This is a genomic window from Streptococcus pseudopneumoniae, from assembly GCF_038148935.1.
GTDB lineage: Bacteria > Bacillota > Bacilli > Lactobacillales > Streptococcaceae > Streptococcus > Streptococcus pseudopneumoniae_U.
The window spans coordinates 1-23,071 of the sequence record NZ_JBBJZX010000001.1 but is presented as its reverse complement, the minus strand read 5'-3'; the positions used below and the strand labels follow the sequence as shown (position 1 = coordinate 23,071).

At 42.0% G+C, this 23,071-nt stretch carries 22 protein-coding genes; 21 read left to right on the top strand and 1 reads right to left on the bottom strand.

The features are described 5' to 3' along the window. The first annotated feature begins 3 nt into the window (after positions 1–3). The 21 genes from nusA (at position 4) to pheT (ending at position 21,687) form a co-directional block, all read left to right on the top strand. Positions 4–1,140: a transcription termination factor NusA gene (nusA, locus tag WKI42_RS00110; protein WP_000032274.1), complete on the top strand. Its 1,137-nt coding sequence runs from the start codon at positions 4–6 to the stop codon at positions 1,138–1,140. 21 nt (positions 1,141–1,161) lie between these two features. Then, a complete protein-coding gene (gene rnpM / locus WKI42_RS00105; protein ID WP_000857560.1) occupies positions 1,162–1,455 on the top strand; it encodes an RNase P modulator RnpM in 294 nt (97 codons plus the stop codon). After that, positions 1,448–1,747 carry a YlxQ-related RNA-binding protein gene (locus WKI42_RS00100; RefSeq protein WP_368080852.1) on the top strand — a complete coding sequence of 100 codons (300 nt, stop codon included), beginning with the start codon at positions 1,448–1,450 and terminating at the stop codon, positions 1,745–1,747. Before rnpM ends, WKI42_RS00100 begins: the two co-directional genes overlap by 8 nt. Before the next feature lie 16 nt (positions 1,748–1,763). Further along, entirely contained in the window at positions 1,764–4,649 is a 2,886-nt protein-coding gene (infB, locus tag WKI42_RS00095; protein WP_368080851.1) for a translation initiation factor IF-2, read from the top strand. Between the two features lie 165 nt (positions 4,650–4,814). After that, on the top strand, positions 4,815–5,165 hold the full coding sequence (gene rbfA / locus WKI42_RS00090) for a 30S ribosome-binding factor RbfA (protein ID WP_001273601.1): 351 nt from the start codon (positions 4,815–4,817) through the stop codon (positions 5,163–5,165). 147 nt (positions 5,166–5,312) lie between these two features. After that, positions 5,313–6,092, top strand: coding sequence for a hypothetical protein (locus WKI42_RS00085; protein WP_173307073.1), 780 nt, complete (start codon positions 5,313–5,315; stop codon positions 6,090–6,092). 1 nt (position 6,093) lies between these two features. Next, positions 6,094–6,249, top strand: coding sequence for a hypothetical protein (locus WKI42_RS00080; protein WP_173307072.1), 156 nt, complete (start codon positions 6,094–6,096; stop codon positions 6,247–6,249). A 291-nt stretch (positions 6,250–6,540) separates the two neighbouring features. Then, on the top strand, positions 6,541–6,774 hold the full coding sequence (locus WKI42_RS00075; protein ID WP_173307071.1) for a DUF1858 domain-containing protein: 234 nt from the start codon (positions 6,541–6,543) through the stop codon (positions 6,772–6,774). Beyond that, entirely contained in the window at positions 6,774–8,108 is a 1,335-nt protein-coding gene (locus WKI42_RS00070) for a DUF438 domain-containing protein (protein WP_173307070.1), read from the top strand. Before WKI42_RS00075 ends, WKI42_RS00070 begins: the two co-directional genes overlap by 1 nt. A gap of 9 nt (positions 8,109–8,117) precedes the next feature. Continuing rightward, the gene (locus WKI42_RS00065) at positions 8,118–8,372 is read left to right on the top strand and encodes a DUF1912 family protein (RefSeq protein WP_000119707.1); all 255 of its coding nucleotides are present in this window, start codon (positions 8,118–8,120) and stop codon (positions 8,370–8,372) included. A gap of 95 nt (positions 8,373–8,467) precedes the next feature. Further along, positions 8,468–8,863 carry a helix-hairpin-helix domain-containing protein gene (locus tag WKI42_RS00060; RefSeq protein ID WP_000038635.1) on the top strand — a complete coding sequence of 132 codons (396 nt, stop codon included), beginning with the start codon at positions 8,468–8,470 and terminating at the stop codon, positions 8,861–8,863. A gap of 283 nt (positions 8,864–9,146) precedes the next feature. Then, positions 9,147–9,725, top strand: a complete 579-nt coding sequence (locus tag WKI42_RS00055; protein ID WP_368080850.1) for a flavin reductase family protein — start codon at positions 9,147–9,149, stop codon at positions 9,723–9,725. Beyond that, positions 9,712–10,272 carry a GNAT family N-acetyltransferase gene (locus tag WKI42_RS00050; protein ID WP_173307068.1) on the top strand — a complete coding sequence of 187 codons (561 nt, stop codon included), beginning with the start codon at positions 9,712–9,714 and terminating at the stop codon, positions 10,270–10,272. Before WKI42_RS00055 ends, WKI42_RS00050 begins: the two co-directional genes overlap by 14 nt. Further along, positions 10,272–10,850 carry an AAA family ATPase gene (locus WKI42_RS00045; protein WP_173307067.1) on the top strand — a complete coding sequence of 193 codons (579 nt, stop codon included), beginning with the start codon at positions 10,272–10,274 and terminating at the stop codon, positions 10,848–10,850. Before WKI42_RS00050 ends, WKI42_RS00045 begins: the two co-directional genes overlap by 1 nt. Further along, the gene (locus WKI42_RS00040) at positions 10,843–13,494 is read left to right on the top strand and encodes a valine--tRNA ligase (protein WP_173307066.1); all 2,652 of its coding nucleotides are present in this window, start codon (positions 10,843–10,845) and stop codon (positions 13,492–13,494) included. The genes WKI42_RS00045 and WKI42_RS00040 overlap by 8 nt, the downstream gene beginning before the upstream one ends. 69 nt (positions 13,495–13,563) lie before the next feature. Next, positions 13,564–14,319 carry a DUF3883 domain-containing protein gene (locus tag WKI42_RS00035; protein WP_164226412.1) on the top strand — a complete coding sequence of 252 codons (756 nt, stop codon included), beginning with the start codon at positions 13,564–13,566 and terminating at the stop codon, positions 14,317–14,319. A gap of 19 nt (positions 14,320–14,338) precedes the next feature. Continuing rightward, on the top strand, positions 14,339–14,500 hold the full coding sequence (locus WKI42_RS00030) for a hypothetical protein (RefSeq protein WP_173307065.1): 162 nt from the start codon (positions 14,339–14,341) through the stop codon (positions 14,498–14,500). Between the two features lie 102 nt (positions 14,501–14,602). Further along, complete coding sequence (locus WKI42_RS00025) at positions 14,603–17,281, top strand: TOTE conflict system archaeo-eukaryotic primase domain-containing protein (protein ID WP_368080849.1); 2,679 nt, start codon at positions 14,603–14,605, stop codon at positions 17,279–17,281. 368 nt (positions 17,282–17,649) lie between these two features. Further along, entirely contained in the window at positions 17,650–18,696 is a 1,047-nt protein-coding gene (gene pheS, locus WKI42_RS00020) for a phenylalanine--tRNA ligase subunit alpha (RefSeq protein WP_368080848.1), read from the top strand. Beyond that, the gene (locus WKI42_RS00015) at positions 18,696–19,205 is read left to right on the top strand and encodes an N-acetyltransferase (protein ID WP_368080847.1); all 510 of its coding nucleotides are present in this window, start codon (positions 18,696–18,698) and stop codon (positions 19,203–19,205) included. Before pheS ends, WKI42_RS00015 begins: the two co-directional genes overlap by 1 nt. Positions 19,206–19,281: 76 nt before the next feature. Next, complete coding sequence (gene pheT, locus WKI42_RS00010) at positions 19,282–21,687, top strand: phenylalanine--tRNA ligase subunit beta (protein WP_368080846.1); 2,406 nt, start codon at positions 19,282–19,284, stop codon at positions 21,685–21,687. 221 nt (positions 21,688–21,908) lie between these two features. On the opposite strand, the gene WKI42_RS00005 is transcribed toward pheT, so the two are convergent. Continuing rightward, positions 21,909–22,910 carry an endonuclease/exonuclease/phosphatase family protein gene (locus tag WKI42_RS00005; RefSeq protein ID WP_173275919.1) on the bottom strand — a complete coding sequence of 334 codons (1,002 nt, stop codon included), beginning with the start codon at positions 22,908–22,910 and terminating at the stop codon, positions 21,909–21,911. Between the last annotated feature and the right edge of the window lie 161 nt (positions 22,911–23,071).

Sequence of the window (23,071 nt, the reverse complement as noted above, 5' to 3'; positions counted from 1 at the left end):
AACATGAGTAAAGAAATGCTAGAGGCCTTCCGCATTTTGGAAGAAGACAAGGGAATCAAAAAAGAAGACATCATCGACGCAGTAGTAGAGTCGCTTCGTTCCGCTTATCGCAGACGCTATGGTCAATCAGACAGCGTAGCTATTGACTTCAACGAAAAAACAGGTGACTTTACAGTTTATACTGTCCGTGAAGTGGTTGATGAAGTATTTGATAGCCGTTTGGAAATCAGCTTGAAAGATGCTCTTGCCATCAATTCAGCCTATGAGCTTGGAGACAAAATCAAGTTTGAAGAAGCGCCTGCTGAGTTTGGTCGTGTAGCAGCCCAATCTGCCAAACAAACCATCATGGAAAAAATGCGCAAGCAAACACGTGCCATCACTTACAATACTTACAAAGAGCATGAGCAAGAAATCATGTCTGGTACAGTAGAACGCTTTGACAACCGCTTTATCTATGTCAACCTCGGGAGCATCGAAGCCCAATTGTCAAAACAAGACCAAATACCTGGTGAAGTTTTTGCTTCTCATGATCGTATTGAAGTGTATGTCTACAAGGTTGAAGACAACCCTCGTGGTGTCAACGTCTTTGTTAGCCGTAGCCATCCAGAAATGATCAAACGTTTGATGGAGCAAGAAATTCCAGAAGTTTATGATGGAACTGTTGAAATCATGAGCGTGGCTCGTGAAGCTGGTGACCGTACCAAGGTTGCCGTTCGTAGCCACAATCCAAACGTGGATGCTATTGGTACAATCGTTGGACGTGGTGGAGCGAATATCAAGAAGATTACTAGCAAATTCCACCCAGCTCGTTACGATGCTAAAAATGACCGTATGGTGCCAATCGAAGAAAATATCGACGTTATCGAGTGGGTAGCAGATCCAGCTGAATTTATCTACAATGCCATCGCTCCTGCTGAGGTTGACCAAGTTATCTTTGACGAAAACGACAGCAAACGTGCCTTGGTGGTTGTTCCTGATAACAAGCTTTCTCTTGCCATTGGTCGCCGTGGGCAAAACGTTCGCTTGGCGGCTCACTTGACTGGTTACCGTATCGATATCAAGTCTGCTAGCGAATTTGAAGCTATGGAAGAAGCTGGTTCGGTAGATTTGGAAGCAGAAAACGATACTGTAGAAGAATAAAAGCTGCTAGAGGAGGGAAAGATGAAAACGAGAAAAATCCCTTTGCGCAAGTCTGTCGTGTCCAATGAAGTGATTGATAAGCGTGATTTGCTCCGCATTGTCAAAAACAAAGAAGGACAAGTCTTTATCGATCCGACAGGCAAGGCCAATGGCCGCGGCGCTTATATCAAGCTAGACAATGCAGAAGCCTTAGAGGCTAAAAAGAAGAAGGTCTTTAACCGCAGCTTTAACATGGAAGTGGAAGAAAGCTTTTATGACGAGTTGATCGCTTATGTGGATCACAAAGTGAAAAGAAGAGAGTTAGGACTTGAATAAGCAAAAGATAAGCAATCTCTTGGGGCTTGCTCAGAGAGCAGGGCGGATTATATCGGGTGAAGAATTGGTGGTCAAGGCCATTCAAGACGGCAAGGCCAAGTTGGTCTTTCTAGCCCATGATGCTGGACCCAATCTGACCAAGAAGATTCAAGATAAAAGTCATTATTATCAAGTAGAAATTGTAACCGTGTTTTCAACACTGGAATTAAGCATAGCAGTCGGAAAATCAAGAAAGGTTTTGGCTGTGACAGATGCTGGATTTACAAAGAAAATGAGGTCTTTTATGGAATAGAAGAGGAGGACATGATTTGTCTAAGAAAAGATTGTACGAAATCGCAAAAGAGCTTGGAAAAGAAAGTAAAGAAGTTGTAGCGCGTGCAAAAGAGTTGGGCTTGGATGTGAAAAGCCACTCATCAAGTGTGGAAGAAGCTGTCGCTGCAAAAATCGCTGCCAGCTTTAAGCCTGCAGTTGCTCCGAAAGCAGAAGCAAAACCTGCAGCCCCAAAAGCAAGTACAGAAAAGAAAGCCGAAAAATCTGAGCCAGCTAAACCAGCTGTAGCTAAGGAAGAGGCAAAACCTGCAGCCCCAAAAGCAAGTGCAGAAAAGAAAGCCGAAAAGTCTGAACCAGTAAAACCAGCTGTAGCCAAGGAAGAGGCAAAACCAGCTGAGCCAGTCGCTCCGAAGGCAGAAAAAGTAGCAGCTAAACCGCAAAGCCGTAATTTCAAGGCTGAGCGTGAAGCCCGTGCCAAAGAGCAGGCAGAACGACGCAAGCAAAATAAGGGCAATAACCGTGACCAACAACAAAACGGAAACCGTCAGAAAAACGACGGCCGCAATGGTGGAAAACAAGGTCAAGGAAACCGCGATAATCGCCGCTTTAATGACCAAGCTAAGAAACAGAAAGGTCAGCAAAATCGTGGAAACGATCGTCGTCAGCAAGAGGACAAGCGTCCAAATCAAGCGGCTCCACGTGTTGACTTTAAAGCCCGTGCAGCAGCCCTAAAAGCAGAACAAAATGCAGAGTACGCACGTTCAAGTGAGGAACGCTTCAAGCAGTATCAGGCTGCTAAAGAAGCCTTGGCTCAAGCTAACAAACGCAAGGAACCAGAGGAAATCTTTGAAGAAGCGGCTAAGTTAGCTGAACAAGCGCAACAAGCACAGCAAGTTCAAGCAGTGGTTGAAGTCGTCCCTGAGAAAAAAGAACCTGCAGTGGATACACGTCGTAAAAAACAAGCTCGACCAGACAAAAATCGTGACGATTATGATCACGAAGAAGATGGTCCTAGAAAACAACAAAAGAATCGAAGTAGTCAAAATCAAGTGAGAAATCAAAAGAATAGTAACTGGAATAACAACAAAAAGAACAAAAAAGGCAATAACAAGAACAACCGTAATCAGACTCCAAAACCTGTTACAGAGCGTAAATTCCATGAATTGCCAACAGAATTTGAGTATACAGATGGTATGACCGTTGCGGAAATCGCAAAACGTATCAAACGTGAACCAGCTGAAATCGTTAAGAAACTCTTTATGATGGGTGTCATGGCCACACAGAACCAATCCTTGGATGGGGAAACAATCGAACTCCTCATGGTGGATTACGGTATCGAAGCCAAACAAAAGGTTGAAGTGGATAATGCCGATATCGAACGTTTCTTTGTCGAAGATGGTTATCTCAATGAAGATGAATTGGTTGAGCGTCCACCAGTTGTAACTATCATGGGACACGTTGACCATGGTAAAACAACACTCCTAGATACCCTTCGTAACTCTCGTGTTGCGACAGGTGAAGCAGGTGGTATCACTCAGCATATCGGTGCCTATCAAATTGTTGAAAATGGTAAGAAGATTACCTTCCTTGATACACCAGGACACGCGGCCTTTACATCTATGCGTGCGCGTGGTGCTTCTGTTACCGATATTACTATCTTGGTCGTAGCGGCAGATGACGGGGTTATGCCTCAGACTATCGAAGCCATCAACCACTCAAAAGCGGCCAACGTTCCAATCATCGTAGCCATCAACAAGATTGATAAACCAGGTGCTAACCCAGAACGCGTTATAGGTGAATTGGCAGAGCATGGAGTTATGTCAACTGCTTGGGGTGGAGATTCTGAATTTGTTGAAATCTCAGCTAAATTCAACCAAAATATCGAAGAATTATTGGAAACAGTCCTTCTTGTGGCTGAAATCCAAGAACTCAAGGCAGACCCAACAGTGCGTGCGATCGGTACAGTTATCGAAGCTCGCCTGGATAAAGGAAAAGGTGCGGTCGCAACCCTTCTTGTTCAACAAGGTACCTTGAATGTCCAAGACCCTATCGTTGTCGGAAATACCTTCGGTCGTGTCCGTGCTATGACTAACGACCTTGGTCGTCGTGTTAAGGTTGCTGGACCATCAACACCAGTTTCAATCACAGGTTTGAATGAAGCGCCAATGGCAGGTGACCACTTTGCCGTTTACGAAGATGAAAAATCTGCGCGTGCAGCAGGTGAAGAACGTGCCAAACGTGCCCTTATGAAACAACGTCAAGCTACCCAACGTGTCAGCCTTGAAAACCTCTTTGATACCCTCAAAGCTGGTGAACTTAAGTCTGTTAACGTTATCATCAAGGCCGATGTACAAGGTTCTGTTGAAGCCCTTTCTGCCTCACTTCAAAAAATCGATGTGGAAGGTGTCAAAGTGACCATCGTTCACTCAGCGGTCGGTGCGATCAACGAATCAGACGTGACCCTTGCAGAAGCTTCAAATGCCTTTATCGTTGGTTTCAACGTACGCCCTACACCACAAGCTCGTCAACAAGCAGAAGCTGACGATGTTGAAATACGTCTCCACAGCATTATCTACAAGGTTATCGAAGAGATGGAAGAAGCTATGAAAGGGATGCTTGATCCAGAATTTGAAGAAAAAGTTATCGGTGAAGCAGTTATTCGTGAAACCTTCAAGGTATCTAAAGTGGGAACTATCGGTGGATTCATGGTTATCAACGGTAAGGTTACCCGTGACTCTAAAGTCCGTGTTATCCGTGACGGTGTTGTTATCTATGATGGCGAACTCGCAAGCTTGAAACACTACAAAGACGACGTCAAAGAAGTTACAAACGGTCGTGAAGGTGGATTGATGATTGACGGCTACAATGATATCAAGACTGATGATGTGATTGAGGCTTATGTCATGGAAGAAATCAAGAGATAATAGAGAAACGATAGCTCATTTGACTCGTCGTCAACAGCGCCTTGATGAACTTCAGTTCTATCTAAGGCTTGTTTCCTAGATTCAAATGGCTCTAGTTCCTCTATCTAATAGAAATAGCTAGGTCTGCTGGCCTAGCTTTTGATTCAAAGTAGAGAAAGGAATATCATGGCAAATCATTTCCGTACGGATCGTGTGGGCATGGAAATCAAGCGTGAAGTCAATGAGATTTTGCAAAAGAAAGTCCGTGATCCGCGTGTCCAAGGCGTGACCATCACAGATGTTCAGATGCTAGGTGACTTGTCTGTTGCCAAGGTTTACTACACCATTTTGAGTAACCTTGCTTCAGATAATCAAAAAGCCCAAATCGGGCTTGAAAAAGCAACTGGTACTATCAAACGTGAACTTGGTCGCAATTTGAAATTGTACAAAATCCCAGATTTGACCTTCGTCAAAGACGAATCCATCGAATATGGGAACAAGATTGACGAAATGCTACGCAATCTGGATAAGAACTAAGAAGAGGGGCAACCCTCTTTTTTAGTGGGGAAATGACTACAAAGCATGCTAGGGAATCTTTCTAGAGTTAAAGATTATTAAAAAGCTTTATAAAATTCAGATAGTGTGATATTATGAAATAAAGATATAAGAGAAAGAGGTATTTATATGGCTGAACAAGAGTTGGCTATGCAAGTATTGCAACAAGTGGTGAAACTACCTGTTGTTAAGGTTGATCGTTCGAAATTTTTAGTAGATAAGTTTTCCAAAGAATTGGATCCAAAAGATATTCCTACCTTATTGGAACAAGGTCCAACGACTCTTCTATCTCAAGAAATCTTAGATCGTGTAGCTAATGCTTGTATTCGGGACAATGTATTATTGGCGAGTGGAACGTCTGTTGTTGCAGGATTACCAGGAGGGATTGCTATGGCAATTACCATTCCAGCTGATGTGGCTCAATTTTATGGTTTCTCTCTGAAATTGGCTCAAGAATTAGGTTATATTTATGGATATGAGGATCTTTGGGCTTCACGCGATGAGTTGAGTGAAGATGCTCAAAATACCCTCTTGCTTTATCTAGGCGTCATGTTGGGGGTGAATGGAACCGCTGCTTTGCTACGTGCAGGTGGTATAACAATTGCCAAACAGGTAATGAAAACAGTACCTAATAAAGCGTTAACAAAGACGCTTTGGTACCCTATTTTGAAAAAAGTCCTAAAAATATTTGGTGTGAATCTGACCAAGGGAGGGTTGGCCAAAGGAATGGGAAAATTCATTCCTATCTTGGGTGGTATCATTTCAGGTGGTTTAACCTTTGCAACTATGAAACCGATGGGTGAAAGCTTGCAGAAAGAATTATCCAAGCTAGTCAACTATAGTGAAGTTCAATATCAAGAAGATGTTGAAACAATCCGAAAAGAGGCTGAAATCATCGAAGGAGAGTAATATGGGACTCATAAAAATTCTAGCTAAAACTTATGGGAATTACTTTTTGACCGTGCAAGGTGTAAAAGTCATGAAAACGATAAAGAAAGATGACCACGCCGTTGTCGGTCTGGGAAAACTTTTTATTGCAGACAAGTTAATGGATACGGCTCGGTAGCTCATCAAGCCAGAGGAGAGAGAATGAAATTTTTTTGGGTCTTCTTGCTATTCTTTTTATCAAACCGATTATTGGGATTTTGAAATTCTTTTGGATGATCATCTCTTTTGCAGTCCAATTGCTGTTTTACAAGCTATTATTTAAAATATTGGATTGGCTCTTTAAGCTTATTTAGATGCTAATCCAAGTCGCAGAGAACTAGCAAGTCTTGTACTGCTAGTTTTTTAATCTCTTTCCTTGTGGTATAATATAAGCAGTAAAATCATTTTAGAACATACAATGGAGGTCGTCATGGACAATATCATCGATGTGTCAATTCCCGTTGCAGAAGTGGTGGACAAGAATCCAGAAGTCTTGGAAATCCTAGTTGAGCTGGGATTTAAACCCCTTGCTAATCCCTTGATGCGCAATACTGTTGGGCGTAAAGTATCGCTCAAACAGGGTTCTAAGTTGGAAGGAACTCCTATGGACAAGATAGTCCGTACGCTGGAAGCGAATGGCTACGAAGTGATTGGATTAGACTAATGGCAGATGAACGGATTCATGTCCTACGGGATATTTTGTTAGAATTGCATAATGGCGCCTCTCCTGAGTCGGTTCAGGAGCGTTTTGATGCGACCTTTGCGGGTGTCTCAGCCATAGAGATTTCCCTCATGGAGCACGAGCTGATGAACTCAGACTCAGGTGTCACCTTTGAAGATGTCATGGAACTCTGTGATGTCCATGCTAATCTTTTTAAAAATGCTGTTAAGGATGTCGAAGTTTCAGATACCGAGCACCCAGGTCACCCAGTTCGTGTCTTCAAGGATGAAAATCTGGCCCTCCGTGCTGCCTTGATTCGTATTCGGAGATTGTTAGATACCTATGAGACCATGGAAGACGAGGAAATGCTTGCGGAGATGCGTAAGGGCTTGGTTCGACAGATGGGCCTTGTCGGTCAATTTGACATCCACTACCAGCGTAAGGAAGAGCTATTTTTCCCCATCATGGAGCGCTATGGTCACGATTCACCTCCTAAGGTCATGTGGGGAGTGGATGACCAGATCAGGGAACTTTTTCAAACAGCTTTAGCGACAGCCAAGTCACTACCAGAAGTGTCAATTAGCAGCGTAAAAGAAGCTTTTGAAGCCTTTGCGACAGAGTTTGAAAGTATGATTTTCAAGGAAGAGTCCATCCTTCTCATGATTCTCCTCGAGTCCTTTACTCAAGATGACTGGCTTCAGATTGCGGAGGAGAGCGATGCCTATGGTTATGCTATCATCCGTCCGTCTGAGAAATGGGTGCCAGAACGCCAGAGTTTTGTTGAGGAAAAGAGTGAAGAGGAGCCTGTACAGCTAGATACGGCAGAGGGTCAAGTTCAGCAGGTTATTGATACGCCAGAAGGTCAGTTTACCATTACCTTTACCCCTAAGGAAAAGGAAGCAGTGCTGGACCGCCGTAGTCAACAGGTTTTTGGGAATGGCTATCTCTCAGTCGAGCAGGCCAACCTCATCCTCAATCATCTTCCTATGGAGATTACCTTTGTCAATAAAGATGATATTTTCCAGTATTACAATGACAATACGCCAGCTGATGAGATGATTTTCAAACGGACGCCGTCCCAAGTCGGACGCAATGTTGAACTCTGCCATCCGCCTAAGTACTTGGACAAGGTCAAGACTATCATGAAGGGGCTTCGTGAGGGAAGCAAAGACAAGTATGAAATGTGGTTCAAGTCTGAGTCGCGAGGTAAGTTTGTCCACATCACCTACGCTGCAGTGCACGATGAAGATGGGGAATTCCAAGGTGTGTTGGAGTACGTTCAGGATATTCAACCCTACCGTGAGATTGACACGGACTATTTCCGTGGATTAGAATAAGGAGAAGCAATGAGTTACGAACAAGAATTTATGAAGGAATTTGAAGCCTGGGTCAATACCCAAATCATGATCAACGACATGGCGCACAAGGAAAGTCAAAAAGTTTACGAAGAAGACCAGGACGAGCGTGCCAAAGATGCCATGATTCGTTATGAGAGCCGCTTGGATGCTTATCAGTTCTTGCTTGGTAAGTTTGAAAACTTCAAGGCAGGCAAGGGATTCCATGATTTACCAGAAGGCTTGTTTGGTGAGCGGAATTATTAAACGAGAAAGATTCTTGATTTTTTACTAAAATCTTGATAGAATATTTATATTAAATCCTTGTCAGAGCAGGGATTTTTTATTGAAAGGATTTTATCATGTCAAAGAAACTCAATCGTAAAAAACAATTACGAAATAGCCTCCGTCGTGCAGGTGCTTTTTCAAGTACTGTGACTAAGGTTGTAGAAGAGACAAAAAAAGTCGTAAAACGTGCTGAGCAGTCAGCGAGCCAAGCTGGTAAGGCTGTTTCTAAAAAAGTTGAACAAGCAGTAGAAGCTACCAAAGAGCAAGCTCAAAAAGTAGCCAATTCTGTAGAAGATTTTGCAGCAAACTTGGGTGGACTTCCACTTGACCGTGCCAAAACTTTCTATGATGAAGGCATCAAGTCTGCGTCAGATTTTAAAAACTGGACTGAAAAAGAACTCCTTGCCTTGAAAGGAATCGGCCCAGCTACAATCAAGAAATTGAAAGAAAATGGCATCAAGTTCAAGTAATTTTTCTTGTGCCTTGCATTTCCGAAAAAATCTTGCTACAATAGAGCCATTAGAGGTGTTTTGAATCCCACATTTTACAGAAAGTGGCGGCGCTGAGAAGTCCACAAATGTGTCAAAACTGGTTGCTGATGGATGAAAAATTGAAATAAAAGTGTCTTTTTGTTTTAAAGACGAGAGTTGCGGGCAACTGCCCGAAATTGGGTGGTACCGCGGATAAATACATTCGTCCCTGTCATGTAGATGGCAGGGCTTTTCTTTTGCGCCTTAGTCAAAGGAGGTTGTTATGAAGCAATCTTTTAAAACAAGTAAACTCTATTATGGTTTTCCTATCTTCATTTTGGGGTATCAGGATCAGAATTTTGGACACAATATTACGACCTGTAGCTCTTCTTGTAGCTTGGGAGATTGGCTAGTCATCGGTGTTGGTGCTAAAGAAAATGCGACTGAGCAAATCAAGCATTACCAGAAGTTTACTGTGAATATTCCTGATGAAAATCTCATGCTCGAGATGGAGCAGGCTGGTTTTATCAGTCATCGAGAGAAATTGGAACGTTTGGGAGTGCATTATGAAATTTCTGAACGAACTCAGGCACCGATTTTAGAGGATTGTCCAGTCGTTTTGGATTGTCAGGTAGATAGGATTGTTGAGAAAGAGGGAATTTGTCATATTTTCGCTAAGATTGTTGAGCGACTTGTTGACCCAGAACTTTTGGATGAAAAGGGACATTTTAAAAATGACCGTTTTGCGCCGATTTACTTTATGGGGGATGGTCACCAGCGCGTCTATCGTTATCTGGACAAGCGTGTAGATATTAAGGGGAGCTTCATTAAGAAAGCGAGGAAAAAGGATGGCAAGAACTGAACTGCCAGAACGCTTGGAAACAGAACGTCTCGTTTTACGAGTCCGTACTGTGGCGGATGCTGAGGATATCTTTGACTATGCTAGTCGTCCGGAAGTCTCTTACCCAGCAGGCTTTCTACCCGTCAAGACCTTGGAAGATGAGATTTATTATCTGGAGCACATTCTTCCGGAGCGCAATGAAAAGGATAATCTCCCAGCAGGCTATGGAATTGTCGTCAAAGGGACTGATAAAGTTATCGGCTCTGTTGATTTCAACCATCGTCATGAAGATGATGTACTGGAAATTGGCTATACCTTACACCCAGACGATTGGGGACGCGGTTATGTGCCAGAAGCAGCGCGTGCCTTGATTGACTTAGGTTTTAAAGATTTGGGTCTTCACAAGATTGAACTAACTTGTTTTGGTTATAATGTCCAAAGTCAACGAGTCGCGGAAAAGCTTGGCTTTACCCTCGAAGCTTGTATCCGAGACCGTAAAGATGTTCAAGAAAACCGCTGTGACAGTCTGATATATGGTTTGCTGAGAAGTGAGTGGGAGGTGATTTGATGCATCTTTTCATCATTGGGGCTCCGGCTTCTGGGAAAATGACGATTGGTCAAGAGTTATCTCGACTGACAGATGCTACCCTCTTTTATAACCATCAAGCCATCGATTTTGCATTAGAAATCTATCAGGACTTTACAGAGGAAATGTGGGAATTTGTTCGTGGAATCACCTTTTCTTTCCTTGGAGCAAGTGCAAGAAATCAGCGATCAGTAATTTTAACTGACGTAATTGATTTTTCAAATCAGTACCAGCTGCTGTATTTGCAGCAAATTCAGGATTTGTTGAATGACTATCATCAAGAGATTCTGTTTGTGGAGTTGGAAACAAGTCTTGAGGAGCGCTTACATCGAAATCGAACGGAGAATCGATTAAAGCACAAACCCTTAAAACGACATATTGAGGTATCTGAAAGAGAAATTTTAGAAATCACTGAAACACTTCAATTAAATTCCCAACATCAACCGAATGAGCTACACCACTACTTTAAAATAAATAATACGAATTTATCAGCAGAAGAAGCTGCTAAACAAATTCAAAATAAAATGAACAAAATAGAGAAAGGACAAACACATGTCTAAAGAACTTTCACCTAAATACAATCCAGCCGAGGTTGAGGCTGGTCGTTACCAAAAATGGCTTGATGCCGATGTTTTCAAGCCTTCAGGCGATCAAAAGGCTAAGCCTTATTCTATCGTTATTCCGCCACCAAACGTAACTGGGAAACTTCACCTTGGTCACGCTTGGGATACGACTTTGCAAGATATCATCATCCGTCAAAAACGCATGCAAGGTTTTGATACCCTTTGGCTTCCGGGGATGGACCACGCTGGGATTGCCACTCAGGCTAAGGTTGAGGAGCGCTTGCGTGGAGAGGGCATTACACGTTATGACCTAGGTCGTGAATCTTTCTTGACGAAGGTCTGGGAATGGAAAGACGAATATGCCACTACTATTAAGGAACAATGGGGCAAGATGGGGCTCTCTGTAGACTACTCTCGTGAGCGTTTCACTCTTGACGAAGGTTTGTCAAAAGCTGTTCGTAAGGTCTTTGTGGACCTTTACAAGAAAGGCTGGATCTACCGTGGTGAGTTTATCATCAACTGGGACCCAGCTGCTCGCACAGCCCTTTCTGATATCGAGGTGATTCACAAGGATGTCGAAGGTGCCTTCTACCACATGAACTACATGCTAGAAGACGGCTCACGCGCCCTTGAAGTGGCAACAACTCGTCCTGAGACTATGTTTGGGGACGTTGCCGTTGCGGTCAACCCAGAAGACCCACGCTACAAGGATTTGATCGGTAAAAATGTCATCCTTCCAATCGCTAATAAACTCATCCCAATCGTTGGGGATGAGCACGCAGACCCTGAATTTGGTACGGGTGTTGTAAAAATTACGCCTGCCCACGATCCAAACGACTTCTTGGTTGGTCAACGTCATAACTTGCCGCAAGTCAACGTCATGAACGATGATGGAACTATGAATGAATTGGCCTTTGAATTTGCAGGTATGGATCGTTTTGAAGCTCGTAAGGCAGTCGTTGCTAAGTTGGAAGAAATCGGTGCCCTCGTTAAAATCGAAAAACGTGTCCACAGTGTTGGTCACTCAGAGCGTACAGGTGTTGTGGTTGAACCACGCTTGTCTACTCAATGGTTCGTTAAGATGGACCAATTGGCGAAAAATGCTATTGCCAACCAAGATACAGAAGACAAGGTAGAATTCTACCCGCCACGTTTCAACGATACCTTCCTTCAATGGATGGAAAATGTCCACGACTGGGTAATCTCTCGTCAGCTCTGGTGGGGTCACCAAATCCCTGCTTGGTACAATGCTGAGGGTGAAATGTATGTCGGTGAAGAAGCTCCAGAAGGTGACGGATGGACACAAGATGAAGACGTCTTGGATACTTGGTTCAGTTCTGCTCTCTGGCCATTCTCAACCATGGGCTGGCCTGATGTCGACTCAGAAGACTTCAAACGTTACTTCCCAACTTCAACCTTGGTAACAGGTTACGACATCATCTTCTTCTGGGTGTCTCGTATGATCTTCCAATCCTTGGAATTCACTGGTCGTCAGCCATTCCAAAACGTTCTGATTCACGGTCTCATTCGTGATGAGCAAGGACGCAAGATGTCTAAATCTCTCGGTAACGGGATTGACCCAATGGATGTCATCGAGAAATACGGTGCCGATGCCCTTCGTTGGTTCCTTTCAAACGGTTCTGCACCAGGACAAGACGTCCGCTTCTCTTACGAGAAAATGGATGCTTCATGGAACTTCATTAACAAGATTTGGAACATCTCTCGTTATATCCTCATGAACAATGAAGGTTTGACCCTCGAGCAAGCAACTGCCAATGTTGAAAAAGTTGTCAACAAGGAAGCTGGTAATGTCACAGACCACTGGATTCTCCACAACCTCAATGAAACCATCGGAAAAGCTACTGCCAACTTTGACAAGTTTGAGTTTGGTGTGGCTGGACACATACTCTACAACTTCATCTGGGATGAGTTTGCGGACTGGTACGTTGAGTTGACCAAGGAAGTCCTTTATAGCGACAATGAAGAAGAGAAAGTCATCACACGTTCTGTTCTCCTTTATACTTTGGACAAGATCCTTCGTCTCCTTCACCCAATCATGCCATTTGTGACAGAGGAAATCTTTGGACAAATCTCAGAAGGCTCTATTGTTACAGCTGCATACCCAACTGTCAACCCAGCCTTTGAAGACCTTGTAGCCCACACTGGTGTGGAAAGCCTCAAAGACTTGATCCGTGCCGTTCGTAATGCGCGTGCGGAAGTAAACGTTGCTCCAAGCAAGCCGATTACAATCCTTGTTAAGACAAGCGATAGCGACTTGGAAGCCTTCTTTAACAGCAATGTCAACTACATCAAACGCTTCACAAATCCAGAACACCTGGAAATTGCATCAAATATCCTTGCACCTGAACTCGCTATGTCAAGTGTCATCACAGGAGCAGAAATCTACCTGCCACTCGCAGATCTCCTAAATGTCGAAGAAGAACTAGCTCGTCTCGACAAGGAACTGGCTAAATGGCAAAAAGAACTGGACATGGTAGGCAAGAAGCTCTCTAACGAACGCTTCGTAGCCAATGCCAAACCAGAAGTCGTCCAAAAAGAACGCGACAAACAAGCTGACTACCAAGCGAAATATGATGCGACCGTAGCACGTATTGATGAGATGAAGAAGTTGGTGAAATAAACACAGAAACACGGTGATGAGCCGTGTTTTTTGGTATAATGAAATCAATATCTATTGATGGAGAAAGTGATGTCCAAACACCCTCATTATGAATTGTTAAATTTAATTGGCTACGGTCTTGCCAAGTTTGACAAGCTTTTTATAAAAGAGTTTCAATGTTCTAGCAAGTCGGAGTTTTATCGCTATGTGGTTTCTCTGGGAATTGCTGAAACAACTGGAGTTGTAAAAAATAGAATGGATTTGTTTGATCCTTATTTTGACAATAATCGAAAAGGTTGGTGGCAGAAAGCTGAAGTTTACCGTTTTCGTAAAGATTTAATTGATATGATGTTTGGGAATGAAGATGTTCAGAGTTATGCTGAAATCGTTAAAATGTTACTTGCCAGTGAAGGGAAGCAAATGGGTATTACAACTATTGAAAAGCCAATCATTCGAACCAAATTCAAACGTCTACAGGAAACGGGAATGGAGGCAGAGAATTATTTTATCCTTCATTTTGATAAAGAAGAAAAATTCCAAGGTGGACAGTTAACCGATGCCCGTCTTTATGGTGATGGATATGATTTCCAAGTAGATGTTCAAGAGCATTCTTACCTTGCCGAAGTAAAAGGTATCCGAAAATCTAAGGGGCGTGTGCGTTTGACTGCGAAAGAATTCGAAAAAGCCAAAGAGTTTCAATCGGATTTTATTTTATCCTTGGTCACCAACCTAGACGATATTCCGAAGTTAGTGTTAATCGATAATCCTTTAAAACATTTTGAGTTTAAAAAGAATATTATAAAAAATGAAATTATTGAATACAGAAGCTTAGAAGATTTGTATTAGTTCCCCTTAAGTTTTCCAGTTGAAAGAACGAGAAGTCTTGACAGGTCAACGACTCAATGAACTGGAAATCAACGGTATTCGTTTGACTAAGTTTAAAGATGGGGAAATCGGTATTGAATTTATCTGGATTGATATTGAAAATCCACCTAGCGATGCCATCGGCTGGGTAGCAAAGAAATAAAAGTTTTCAAAGCTATTGTAACAAGTAAGGGATTTTATTTTCGTGTACAATTTCAGCTATTCTTGTTATAATCAGCCTATAGGAATCAAGGAGGTGACTCTTATGGCTGTTTTTGTGTCTTTGGATGGAATTGTGGTAGAAGTACTTGATGTCTTTTCTTTTTTTAATGGGGATAGTGAGTTTTTCTTGTGTCAACGTCTTAAAGACAAGAGTCAGTTTGTGATGGAACGCTCTCAGTTCGAGGAGATGTTCCAACTTCAAAGTAGTCACTTGACGACGCAAGAAAAATTACAATTGTTTACCTCTGTGTTTGCTGGCCGTTATGATGTTTATGCTAAGAGTTTTATCAATGAACAAGGGAAAATTCAGTATTTTCCTTCCTATAATTATGGTTGGAAGCAGTTATCACCTGAAAAACGGAGTTTCCAGACATTGACGGACTCCGTTTTGAAATCTCATTTTCGTGGGGAGACAGCTATCGGTATCTTTCCTATGCACTTAGATGATAGCTGTTATTTTTTGGTACTGGATTTTGATGAAGGAGATTGGAAAGAAGCTGGTTTAACCATTCGAAGAATAGCCAGGGAACGCCAGATGGAAGCCCATTTAGAGATTTCTCGTTCGGGTCACGGACTCCATATTTGGTTCTTCTTTGAGGAAGCGATTCCGAGTCGAGAGGCTCGCTTGTTTGGAAAGAAATTGTTAGAACTGGCTATGCAGGAAAGTATGCAACTGTCCTTTGATTCTTTTGATCGCATGTTTCCAAATCAGGATGTCCTTCCTAAGGGGGGATTTGGAAATTTGATTGCCTTGCCTTTTCAAGGAGAAGCTTACCATCAAGGGCGAACGGTCTTTGTGGATGAACAGTTTCAGCCTTATGAAGACCAATGGAGGTATCTACAAGAGATTCAGAGGATTTCAACTGCTAAAGTGGCACTGTTAATCCAAGAGGAGTTAGGTAAGCAAGAATTGGACAAGGAGTTGCAGATCGTCTTATCTAATACTATCCAACTTGAAAAATCGTCTGTGACACCCAAGACACTTTTTTTCTTGAAAAATATGGCTTCATTTTCTAATCCCGAATTTTATGTAAAGCAGGCTATGCGACAGCCAACCTATCAAATTCCTGAGAGAATGTATTTATTTGGAGAATCCGATTATTATTTATGGCTGCCAAGAGGCTTGCTGTATCCATTGCAAGATAAATTTAAGCAGGTATCTGTGGAAGATAGGAGAAAGGTACAAAGGTCTATTAGAGTGGAATTTAAGGGAGAACTCACTTTTGAGCAAGAGTTAGCCCTGTCAGATATGATTTCCAAAGAAAATGGTTTACTCCATGCGGAGACTGGTTTTGGGAAGACCGTTTTAGGTGCTGCCCTCATCTCTGAACGGAAGACCAAAACAATTATCCTAGTTCATAATAGGCAACTCTTAGACCAATGGCTGGATCGTTTAAACCATTTTTTGACTTTCGAAGAGGAAGAAGCTACCCGTTATACGGCATCAGGCTGTGAAAAGGTAATAGGCTATGTTGGGCAGTACGGTGGGACTAAGAAATGGCTGAGTAAACTGGTTGATATTGTTATGATTCAATCTCTATTTAAGTTGGAAAATAGTCAAAGTCTTTTGGATGAGTATGAGATGATGATTGTGGATGAGTGTCATCATGTCTCTGCCTTGATGTTTGAAAAAGTTGTTGCTCAGTTTAGAGGGAAGTATCTTTACGGTTTGACGGCTACGCCTGAGCGTAAGAATGGTCATGAGCCTATTGTTTTTCAGAGAATTGGTGAGATACTCCATACTGCTGATAAGAGGGAGACGGATTTTAAACGGCAATTGCAATTAAGATTCACTTCTTTTGGTCATTTGGAGATTGAAAAGATCAAAGCAAGTAATTTTATACAGCTTAGTGATTGGATTGCTATAGACTCAGTGAGGAATCAGATGATTCTCAAGGATATTCTAGCCCAAGTGGCAGAAGGGCGGAATATCTTGGTTCTAGTCAATCGAATTCAACAGATAGATGTCTTTGAAAAGTTATTGAAAGAGAAAGAGGTTGATGACTGTTATATTATTAGCGGAAAAACCAAAGTCCGAGATAGAACAAGTTTAATGGAGACGTTAGAACAGTTAGATAAAGGGTTTGTTTTATTGTCTACTGGAAAATACATTGGCGAAGGTTTTGACTTACCTCAGCTAGACACGCTTATCTTGGCAGCACCCTTTTCTTGGAAAAATAATTTGATTCAGTATGCAGGTCGGATTCATAGAAACTACAAGGATAAGTCTTTGGTACGGATTTTCGATTATGTGGATATTCATGTTCCTTATTTAGAAAAGATGTTTCAGAAACGACAAGTAGCTTATCGAAAGATGGATTATCGTGCCATTGAGGGTGAGGAGAAACCATTCGTTTATGTTGATAGTAGATATGAGAATGTGCTGAGAGAGGACTTAGCAGGGGAAAGACAGGAATGTCTGCTTATTTTACCTTATGTGCACCAGACAAAACTGATGAATTTTCTAAAAGAATTTAGGATTAGTCAAATTGAGATATGTATACCAGAGACGGTTGCAAATAAAGCATGGCTAGACCAGTTGAAGAGCCAGAAAATTAAAGTATCTTTTACTCAATCGAAAATAGTAACGCCTATTCTTTTGGTAAACAAGACCATTGTTTGGTATGGTGCAATGCCATTATTAGGGAAGGTAGATGAAAAGACCATATTACGTTTGGAATCAGCTAGTATAGCTTCTGAACTAGTGGCAGGTTTACGATAGAGAAAACTTTTAAAAATTTCTATGTATGATTTTCATTTCTTTAGTGAGAGTGATGACATTTTCACATTCGAAGCACATCTAACAAGCAGAAGTGAGATAGGTCTTGCAAGAATGCTAAAAATCTGATAAACTAAGTAGTAATTGAATAGGAGTCCGCAAGACTAGTAGCCCAAGGGAAGTATATCAGGGAGGAGAGCCGTGACTGCAAGCTCTCTATATTAAAGCTGGGTGAATTCACTTGCGCATGGATTTAGAAATGAAGGTCTGACTTGTCAGATGAAAACGGATGGTACCGCGTGTCAACGCTCCGAGTGGAGTTTTTGGCATGTGGTTTTCTTTTTATCTGATAAGCGACTGATGGAGGAATTATGTCAACTATTGAAGAACAATTAAAAGCGCTTCGTGAAGAAACGCTGGCTAGCTTGAAGCAGATTACTGCTGAAAATGAAAAAGAGATGCAAGATTTGCGTGTTTCTGTCCTTGGTAAAAAGGGTTCGCTTACTGAAATCCTCAAAGGGATGAAAGATGTTTCTGCTGAGATGCGTCCAATCATTGGGAAACACGTCAATGAAGCTCGTGATGTCTTGACAGCAGCCTTTGAAGAAACAGCTAAGCTTTTGGAAGAAAAGAAAGTGGAAGCTCAACTAGCAAGTGAGAGTATCGATGTGACACTTCCAGGTCGTCCAGTTGCGACTGGTCACCGTCACGTTTTGACACAAACCAGTGAGGAAATCGAAGATATCTTCATCGGTATGGGTTACCAAGTCGTGGATGGTTTTGAAGTGGAGCAAGACTACTATAACTTTGAACGTATGAACCTTCCAAAAGATCACCCAGCTCGTGATATGCAGGACACATTCTATATCACAGAAGAAATCTTACTCCGTACTCACACGTCTCCAGTGCAGGCGCGTGCTATGGATGCCCATGATTTCTCTAAAGGCCCTTTGAAAATGATCTCACCAGGGCGTGTCTTCCGTCGTGATACGGACGATGCGACCCACAGTCACCAATTCCACCAAATTGAAGGCTTGGTTGTTGGGAAAAATATCTCTATGGCTGATCTTCAAGGAACCCTTCAGTTGATTGTGCAAAAAATGTTTGGTGAAGAGCGTCAAATTCGTTTGCGTCCATCCTACTTCCCATTCACAGAGCCATCTGTTGAGGTGGATGTTTCTTGCTTCAAGTGTGGTGGAGAAGGCTGTAACGTATGTAAGAAAACTGGTTGGATCGAAATTATGGGGGCCGGTATGGTTCACTCACGTGTCCTTGAAATGAGTGGTATCGATGCGACTGTTTACTCTGGATTTGCCTTTGGTCTTGGTCAAGAGCGTGTAGCTATGCTCCGTTACGGAATCAACGATATCCGTGGATTCTACCAAGGAGATGTCCGCTTCTCAGAACAGTTTAAATAATGATTAGAAAAGTAGAAATGGCAGATGTTGAGGTGTTGGCTAAAATTGCCAAACAAACCTTTCGTGAAACATTTGCGCATGATAATACAGAAGAGCAGTTACAGGAATACTTTGAAGAGGCTTATAGTCTGAAAACTTTGTTAACTGAGTTGGGAAATCCAGAATCCGAAACTTATTTCATTGTGCATGAAGAGGAGATAGCCGGTTTTCTCAAAGTTAACTGGGGAAGTGCTCAAACTGAGAGAGAATTAGAGGACGCTTTTGATATTCAACGCCTCTATGTGCTACAAAAATTCCAAGGCTTTGGACTAGGTAAGCAACTGTTTGAATTCGCTCTTGAACTTGCTACAAAAAATAGTTTTTCTTGGGCTTGGCTAGGTGTTTGGGAGCATAATACAAAAGCTCAAGCATTTTATAATCGATATGGTTTTGAAAAATTTGGTCAACATCATTTTATGGTTGGTCAAAAAGTAGATACGGATTGGTTACTGAAAAAGAAATTAAGGTAAGAAGATGATTCTTCTATTGAAATGATAGGAAAGGAAAAGAACCAGAGTGGCAACTGTCATTCTGGAGAACTAAATTATGCTTGTATCTTATAAATGGTTAAAAGAATTGGTGGACATTGATGTGCCATCACAAGAGTTGGCTGAAAAAATGTCAACTACAGGGATCGAGGTAGAAGGTGTAGAATCACCTGCTGCTGGTCTCTCAAAAATTGTCGTCGGTGAGATCTTGTCTTGCGAAGATGTGCCAGAAACTCACCTTCATGTTTGTCAGGTTAACGTTGGTGAAGAAGAAGCTCGTCAAATCGTCTGTGGTGCACCGAATGTGCGTGCTGGTATCAAGGTTATGGTGGCTCTTCCAGGAGCTCGCATCGCTGACAATTACAAGATTAAAAAAGGGAAAATTCGTGGTCTTGAGTCACTTGGGATGATTTGTTCGCTTGGTGAATTGGGACTTTCTGACTCAGTTGTACCTAAGGAATTCGCAGATGGCATCCAAATCTTGCCGGAAAATGCCGTTCCAGGTGAGGAAGTCTTCTCATATCTAGACTTGGATGATGAAATCATCGAACTTTCTATCACACCAAACCGTGCAGATGCCCTTTCTATGCGTGGGGTGGCTCATGAAGTGGCAGCCATCTATGACAAGACAGTCAACTTTAAAGAATTTACTCTAACAGAAACTAATGAATCTGCAGCAGATGCCCTTTCTGTAGGTATTGAAACAGACAAGGCACCTTACTATGCGGCTCGTATCTTGGACAATGTGACTATCGCACCAAGTCCGCAATGGTTGCAAAATCTTCTTATGAATGAAGGAATCCGCCCAATCAATAACGTAGTGGACGTGACCAACTACATCCTGCTCTACTTTGGTCAACCTATGCATGCTTTTGACTTGGACACCTTTGAAGGGACTGACATCCGTGTGCGTGAAGCGCGTGCTGGTGAAAAATTGGTGACTTTAGATGGTGAAGAACGTGACTTGGACGTGAATGACCTAGTCATCACTGTCGCTGACAAGCCAGTAGCCCTTGCAGGTGTTATGGGTGGTCAAGCAACAGAAATCTCTGAAAACTCTAGTCGTGTCGTCCTTGAAGCTGCAGTCTTCAATGGAAAATCTATCCGTAAGACTAGCGGTCGTCTCAATCTTCGTTCTGAATCATCTTCTCGCTTTGAAAAAGGTATCAATGTGTCAACTGTTAACGAAGCCCTTGATGCGGCAGCTAGCATGATTGCAGAACTTGCAGGTGCGACGGTGCGTAAGGGTATCGTTTCAGCGGGTGAGCTTGATACCTCTGATGTGGAAGTTTCTTCAACTCTTGCAGACGTTAACCGTGTCCTCGGAACTGAGCTTTCATACGCTGATGTAGAAGATGTCTTCCGTCGTCTTGGCTTTGGCCTTTCTGGAAATGCAGATAGCTTTACAGTCAGCGTCCCACGTCGTCGTTGGGATATCACTATCGAGGCAGACCTCTTTGAAGAAATCGCTCGTATCTATGGATATGACCGCTTGCCAACCAGTCTTCCAAAAGATGACGGTACAGCTGGTGAATTGACTGCGACACAAAAACTTCGCCGTCAAATTCGTACCATTGCTGAAGGAGCAGGTTTGACAGAAATCATTACCTATGCTCTGACAACTCCTGAAAAAGCAGTAGAGTTTACAGCTCAACCAAGTAACCTTACAGAACTCATGTGGCCAATGACAGTGGACCGTTCTGTCCTCCGTCAAAATATGATTTCTGGTATCCTTGATACGGTGGCTTATAACGTAGCTCGTAAGAATAAAAACTTGGCTCTTTACGAGATTGGAAAAGTCTTTGAACAAACAGGCAATCCAAAAGAAGAACTTCCAAATGAGATCAACAGTTTTGCCTTTGCCTTGACAGGCTTGGTTGCAGAAAAAGATTTCCAAACAGCAGCAGTTCCAGTTGATTTCTTCTATGCTAAGGGAATCCTTGAAGCGCTATTTTCTCGTTTGGGACTCCAAGTAACCTATACGGCAACATCTGAAATCGCTAGCCTTCACCCAGGTCGTACAGCTATGATTTCACTCGGTGACCAAGTTCTTGGTTTCCTTGGCCAAGTGCATCCAGTCACTGCTAAGGCTTACGATATTCCAGAAACGTATGTGGCTGAGCTCAACCTTTCAGCCATCGAAACTGCGCTTCAACCAGCTACTCCATTTGTAGAAATTACTAAATTCCCAGCAGTCAGCCGTGACGTTGCCCTTCTCCTTAGGGCAGAAGTGACTCACCAAGAAGTTGTGGACGCTATCCAAGCTGCCGGCGTGAAACGTTTGACAGATATCAAACTCTTTGACGTCTTCTCAGGCGAAAAATTGGGACTTGGTATGAAGTCAATGGCTTATAGCTTGACCTTCCAAAATCCAGAAGATAGCTTAACGGACGAAGAAGTCGCACGCTATATGGAAAAAATCCAAGCTTCTCTCGAAGAAAAAGTCAATGCAGAAGTGCGTTAAACGATAGTAGGATACAAATTCCCCCTCTAGTTTATGAACACTAGAGGGGTGATTTTATATAATACTCAATGAAAATCAAAAAGCAAACTAGGAAGCTAGCCGTAGGTTGCTCAAAACACTGTTTTGAGGTTGTAGATAAGACTGACGAAGTCAGTAACCATATGTCTAAGGTAAGTCGACGCTGACGTGGTTTGAAGAGATTGTCGAAGAGTATAAAATAATTAAAATGTGATTTCTGTAAAAATACATCTATGATCAGAGTTTTGAAAACTTACAATGTCTAAATTTTTAACATAGTAGTGGTTTTTAGGCAATAAAATATGATCTATTGTTGCATTAAAAAGTTTTGGACTTTGGCTATTCCAAGTTCCTCTTTCAAAAGGTGGCAGTGCATTTAATGCGTCCCTATGAGAGCTTATTTTTGCAAGTGCTCCATGACGCATAGTTGCATTAAAATCACCTGCAATAATAGCCTTTGGATATTTTGAAGCCAGTTGATTATGAATGATGTTTAAGTCTTGCTTCCAGATTTCCATTAAACCTGGCAGAGGAGGAGCAGTATGCAAAGCAATGATATCTGGTATATTTTGTTTTCTCGAATGTAATAGAATTGTCCCGAACCGTGTTGTATGGAAAGTTTCAGCTTCTGTATAGAAACCATAACTTTTCTTGACAATCACAGTCACAGGAGCTATTCCACTGTCAGTAGGTGGAGAAGTAAAAATATCATAGTTGGCCATAGAAAGTCCAACTTGATGAAACAATAGTTTGATTCTCTGGTTTTCTTGCTCACCTCTGATATTGGTAGCTAGTTCAGGGAATATAGCCATATCGGCATCAAAATGGCTAAAAATTCGCTCAATATGTTGTGCTTCTATTTGATTAGCGACGTTCCAAGTTACTAATTTTAAGGTTTTAGTCTTATTTGATGCGGAAGAAAGGGTTTTATCTGTTCCGAATAATAGTAATATGAACGATAGTAAGAGCAAGATGCTAGAATAAAACCGTATTTGTTTATTTTTCTTGTAAAAAGATAGGGGAAAAAATACGAAACTGAAAATAGAAGCCATAGTTGCAGTAGCTAAGGGGAAGGCATAAATCTGTGCCAAGATAGGTCTGGTAGATAGCCAAATGTTAAAATTAGAAGATGGGAAAAAAGAATAAGCTATGATAGGGATAGCAAAGAGAATGAGGGAAAGGGCAGAGAGAAATGTTTTAATCATTGTATGAGTACCTCAATTTGCAATGGTTGCTCGGAGCTAATGTGACTTTGTGACTTTACTTGATTGATATTCTTTGTCTTGTCTTCCTCATAGATTAAGTACAACCCAAGTAAAAAAAGTCCAATTTAAGATTGAAATGATGAAAAGGCACAGAAATGCAA

Coding starts and splice junctions, on each gene's coding strand:
- nusA (WP_000032274.1), top strand. CDS start 4: ATGAGTAAAGAAATGCTAGAGGCCTTCCGCATTTTGGAAGAAGACAAG.
- rnpM (WP_000857560.1), top strand. CDS start 1,162: ATGAAAACGAGAAAAATCCCTTTGCGCAAGTCTGTCGTGTCCAATGAA.
- rbfA (WP_001273601.1), top strand. CDS start 4,815: ATGGCAAATCATTTCCGTACGGATCGTGTGGGCATGGAAATCAAGCGT.
- WKI42_RS00085 (WP_173307073.1), top strand. CDS start 5,313: ATGGCTGAACAAGAGTTGGCTATGCAAGTATTGCAACAAGTGGTGAAA.
- WKI42_RS00080 (WP_173307072.1), top strand. CDS start 6,094: ATGGGACTCATAAAAATTCTAGCTAAAACTTATGGGAATTACTTTTTG.
- WKI42_RS00075 (WP_173307071.1), top strand. CDS start 6,541: ATGGACAATATCATCGATGTGTCAATTCCCGTTGCAGAAGTGGTGGAC.
- WKI42_RS00070 (WP_173307070.1), top strand. CDS start 6,774: ATGGCAGATGAACGGATTCATGTCCTACGGGATATTTTGTTAGAATTG.
- WKI42_RS00065 (WP_000119707.1), top strand. CDS start 8,118: ATGAGTTACGAACAAGAATTTATGAAGGAATTTGAAGCCTGGGTCAAT.
- WKI42_RS00060 (WP_000038635.1), top strand. CDS start 8,468: ATGTCAAAGAAACTCAATCGTAAAAAACAATTACGAAATAGCCTCCGT.
- WKI42_RS00055 (WP_368080850.1), top strand. CDS start 9,147: ATGAAGCAATCTTTTAAAACAAGTAAACTCTATTATGGTTTTCCTATC.
- WKI42_RS00050 (WP_173307068.1), top strand. CDS start 9,712: ATGGCAAGAACTGAACTGCCAGAACGCTTGGAAACAGAACGTCTCGTT.
- WKI42_RS00045 (WP_173307067.1), top strand. CDS start 10,272: ATGCATCTTTTCATCATTGGGGCTCCGGCTTCTGGGAAAATGACGATT.
- WKI42_RS00040 (WP_173307066.1), top strand. CDS start 10,843: ATGTCTAAAGAACTTTCACCTAAATACAATCCAGCCGAGGTTGAGGCT.
- WKI42_RS00035 (WP_164226412.1), top strand. CDS start 13,564: ATGTCCAAACACCCTCATTATGAATTGTTAAATTTAATTGGCTACGGT.
- WKI42_RS00025 (WP_368080849.1), top strand. CDS start 14,603: ATGGCTGTTTTTGTGTCTTTGGATGGAATTGTGGTAGAAGTACTTGAT.
- pheS (WP_368080848.1), top strand. CDS start 17,650: ATGTCAACTATTGAAGAACAATTAAAAGCGCTTCGTGAAGAAACGCTG.
- WKI42_RS00015 (WP_368080847.1), top strand. CDS start 18,696: ATGATTAGAAAAGTAGAAATGGCAGATGTTGAGGTGTTGGCTAAAATT.
- pheT (WP_368080846.1), top strand. CDS start 19,282: ATGCTTGTATCTTATAAATGGTTAAAAGAATTGGTGGACATTGATGTG.
- WKI42_RS00005 (WP_173275919.1), bottom strand. CDS start 22,910: ATGATTAAAACATTTCTCTCTGCCCTTTCCCTCATTCTCTTTGCTATC.